The sequence below is a fragment of the Micromonospora sp. NPDC018662 genome (assembly GCF_044391475.1).
In the GTDB taxonomy this organism is placed as follows: Bacteria; Actinomycetota; Actinomycetes; order Mycobacteriales; family Micromonosporaceae; genus Micromonospora.
Genome location: NZ_JBISAC010000010.1, coordinates 226256 through 230449 on the forward strand (window position 1 = coordinate 226256; position 4194 = coordinate 230449).

A 4194-nucleotide genomic window follows, 5' to 3' on the forward strand; every position below is an offset into this window, starting at 1 on the left:
CGCAGATCTTGGCAAGGAATGGCCCCTCTGGGGGCGCTCTCCTTCCAAGATCTGCGGTGATCTCGATATGCGGATGATCCGTCTCGGCTGGTGGACCTCGGCACCTTGTCGGGGCGTTTGGTGTCTGCGGAGGCGTCACCGCCCGTAGTGCGTCCTAGGAGGCTGGGTTGAGGGGGGACTTGCCGGTGGGTATTCGAGATGGCGGCGGGTATGCCGGGGTTGTGACTACGGTCGGTGAGGTGGGTCGGGACGGGGTGATCGAGGCGCTCAAGGCGGATCCGGCGATGGCCGGGCTGCGCCGGTCGCTGGAGTTCTACCACGGTGACCGGGCCCGCGAGGCGGCACTGGACGCGTTCTACGCGCCGCTGGTCCGCACCGGTGACCTGGTCTTCGACGTCGGCGCGCACGTGGGCGACCGGCTGGCCAGCTTCCGTCGGCTCGGCGCTCGGGTGGTGGCCGTGGAGCCGCAGCCGCTCTGCGCCCGGGCGCTGCGCGCCCTGCACGCGGACGACGAGGCGGTCACCGTCGTCGAGGCGGCCTGCGGGCGGACCGCCGGACCGGTGCGGCTGCACGTGAACTCCGCCAACCCGACCGTCTCCACCGCCTCCCCCGGCTTCGTCCGGGCCGCCGGGCACGCCGTCGGCTGGGCGGGCGAGACCTGGGACGCCGAGATCGAGGTGGCCGGCACCACACTGGACGCGCTCGTCGCCGAGCACGGCGTGCCGGCGTTCGTGAAGATCGACGTGGAGGGCTTCGAGGACGCCGTGCTGGCCGGGCTGAGCCGGCCGGTTCCGGCGCTGTCGTTCGAGTTCACCACCATCACGCGGGACCTGGCCGAACGCTGCCTGGACCGACTCACCACGCTCGGCTTCACCGGGTTCGCCGTGGCGCTCGGCGACGAGATGGGCTTCGCGCTTCCCGGGTGGCGACCGGCCGCCGAGGTCGCGGCGTACCTGCGGGCGGTGCCGCACGAGGCGAACGCCGGCGACGTGTACGCGCGGAGCTGACGCCGGTCCACATCGGACTGCACATTCCCCGTCGCATCGACGCTGCTCAACCGCTTGATCGACACTTCCGCTGCCCCACCGCTTTTTTCAGGGTTCGAACTTAGACATGATTCGTTACCTACCCGTTATTGACGTGACCGGCGCCACTTCGGTTGACTGCCACGGAACCGCTACCGCAACCGGTTCCGAAACACCCCCTCAACCCCTACGACCCGGGAGCGTCACGTGCCGATCACCATCGCCGACGTCGCCACCCGGGCCGGGGTGAGCAAGACGACCGTCTCGCGCGTGCTCAACGGCAAGGGCGAGGTGCACGTCCGCACCGCCGACCGGGTCCGCGCGGTGATCAGCGATCTCGGCTACGTGCCGAGCGCCCGCGCGGTCGGCCTGGCCCGCGGGCGCACCCGGGTGGTCGGCATGCTGGTGCCGGCGTTGACCTGGCCCTGGATGGGCGAGGTGCTCCAGGGCGCGGCCGACACGGTCGAGGCCGAGGGCTACGGCATGTTGCTGTTCACCTGCACCCACGGCGACGAGTCGATGCGGCGCTTCGCCTCCCAGGTCTCCGCCAAGTCCTTCGACGGCCTGCTCGTGGTCGAGCCCGAGGGCACCCTGGACTACATCACCGGGCTGCACCGCCGCGGCCTGCCGGTCATCCTCATCGACGACCGCGGTCACCAGCCCGGCTTCCCGTCGGTGCGGACCACCAACGAGGCGGGCGCACGGGCCGCCGCCGCGCACCTGCTGGCGCTCGGACGCCGACGACCGCTGGTCATCACCGGCCTGCGCCGGTTCGGCTGCACCCGGGAACGACTGACCGGCTTCGCCGGTGGCTACGCCGAGGCCGGCGTACCCATCGGGCCGGAACGGGTGGTGGAGGGCGACTTCACCTTCGAGTGTGGACGCGCGGCGGTGCGGCGGCTGCTCGCCGACGGCGTGCCGTTCGACGCGGTCTTCGCACACAACGACCTCTCCGCCGCCGGTGCGCTCCAGGCGCTGCGCGACGCCGGCCGGCGCGTCCCGCAGGACGTGGCGGTCGTCGGCTTCGACGACCTGCCGCTGGCCGGGCACACCCACCCGCCGCTCAGCTCCGTGCACCAGCCCCTGCGGGAGATGGGCGCGGCCGCCGCCCGACTCCTCATCGCCCACCTCACCGGCACGCCGCTGCCCGACACCCCGACCGTCATCCCCACCGGCTTCGCCGCCCGCGCCTCCACCCGCGTCACCTGAGCAGTCACCCCGCCGAACCCGGCGACCACACCGGCGGGCCCCGCCCGCCGGTGGCACCACCGCACACCCTCCATCCACCACATCCCGCCCGATGACATGCGGGAGCACCGAGGGAGACCTCCATGAGAAGAAGGCAACTCCTCGCCGTCGCGCTGGCCGGCGCGATGGTCACCACCACGGTCGCCGCGTGCGGCGACAGCCCGAACGCGAACAAGAAGAGCGGCCAGGCCGCGACCGTGCTGAACGTCGGCATGCCCAACGGCCCGCAGGCCGAGAACAACAACCCGTTCCTCACCACCTCGGCCGCGGCGTCGCTGGGCTACCGCTGGCAGATCTACGAGCCGCTGATGATGTGGAACCCGGTCAAGCCGGCGGACCCGTTCAAGCCGTGGCTGGCCACCAAGGCCGAGTGGTCGGCGGACTACAAGTCCGTGAAGGTGACCGTCCGCGACGACGCCACCTGGTCGGACGGGCAGAAGGTCACCGCCGAGGACGTCGCGTTCACCTACAACCTGGTCAAGAAGTTCCCGGCGCTCAACGACCAGGGCGTGCCGTACACGGACGCGACCGCGACCGGCAACGAGGTCACGATCTCGATGTCCAGCCCGCAGTTCGTCAACCAGCAGAAGGTGCTGTGGCGGGTGCCGATCGTGCCCAAGCACATCTGGGAGAAGATCGCCGACCCGACCACCGACCCGGTGAAGCAGCCGGTCGGCAGCGGGCCCTACACGCTCAAGTCGTTCACGCCGGCCACCACCACGCTGACCGTGCGGGACAAGGGTTACTGGCAGGACGCGCCGAAGGTGAAGGAACTGCGCTTCACCTCGTACACCGACAACAGCGCGCAGACCACGGCGCTGGCCAACGGCGAGTCGGAGTGGAGCTTCGTCTTCATCCCCAACTACCAGGCCGTGTTCGTGGCCAAGGACCAGAAGAACCACAAGGTGTGGGCGCCGGCGGTGCTGGGCATCCACGGCCTCTACCTCAACACCACGAAGAAGCCGTTCGACGACCCGACGCTGCGCAGGGCGATGAACATGGTGGTGGACCGGACGGACATCTTCACCACCGCGTCGGCCGCCTACTTCCACCCCGAGGTCAAGAGCGTGACCGGCCTGCCCAGCCCGGCCGGTGACTCGTTCATCGCGCCCGAGTTCAAGGGCCAGGAGCACAAGGTCGACGTCGAGGGCGCGAAGGCGCTGCTCACCGGCGCCGGCTACCGGCTCGACGGCACCACGCTCAAGGACCGGAGCGGCAAGCCGGTGACGATCAAGCTGACCGACCCGGCCGGCTGGTCCGACTACCAGACCAGCCTGGAGATCGTGAAGGACAACCTGTCGAAGATCGGCATCGCGGCGACCGTCGACAAGGCCAACCAGGACGCCTGGTTCCGCAACGTGGAGCAGGGCAACTTCGACGCCACGTTCCGGTGGACCGAGAGCGGCGCGACGCCGTACGACATCTACCGGACGATCATGGACGGTCGGGTGCTCAAGCCGATCGGCACCGCCTCCCCGGCCGGCAACTTCGGCCGCTTCGACGACAAGGCGGCGACCGACGCCCTGAGCTCGTACGCCAACGCGACCGACGACGCCGCCCGCACCACCGCGCTCGCCACCCTGCAGAAGATCTTCGTCGAGCAGGTGCCGATGATCCCGGTCGGCGCGGACAACATCGGCGGCGCGTACAGCGCGAAGAACTGGACCGGCTGGCCGGACGACGCGAACCCGTACGGCGCCCTGCAGCCCACCCAGCCCAACGCGCTGGACGTGGTGCTGCACCTCAGGCCGACCGCCGGCTGATCCGGCGTGGGGGGGGGGGGGGGGGGGGGGGGGGGGGGGGGGGGGCGCGCCCGCCCCCCCCCCCCCCGACGAGGCACCCCGGGTCGCGGACTGCCACCGGCCCGCGGTGCTGCGTCGCCGGCTCACCGCGCTGCGCGACCGGCTCACCGCCGAGCTGG

Annotated in this window: 3 protein-coding genes; all 3 read left to right on the top strand. The window is 71.0% G+C overall.

The window, feature by feature from the left end; all coding sequences use genetic code 11:
• Positions 1–284 precede the first annotated feature (284 nt).
• Entirely contained in the window at positions 285–1007 is a 723-nt protein-coding gene (locus ACH495_RS25825) for an FkbM family methyltransferase (protein ID WP_396860290.1), read from the top strand.
• A 225-nt stretch (positions 1008–1232) separates the two neighbouring features.
• Entirely contained in the window at positions 1233–2234 is a 1002-nt protein-coding gene (locus ACH495_RS25830) for a LacI family DNA-binding transcriptional regulator (protein WP_396860279.1), read from the top strand.
• A gap of 122 nt (positions 2235–2356) precedes the next feature.
• Positions 2357–4036 (top strand): ABC transporter substrate-binding protein, encoded by a 1680-nt coding sequence (locus ACH495_RS25835; protein ID WP_396860280.1) that lies wholly within the window; start codon positions 2357–2359, stop codon positions 4034–4036.
• Positions 4037–4194: the final 158 nt, after the last annotated feature.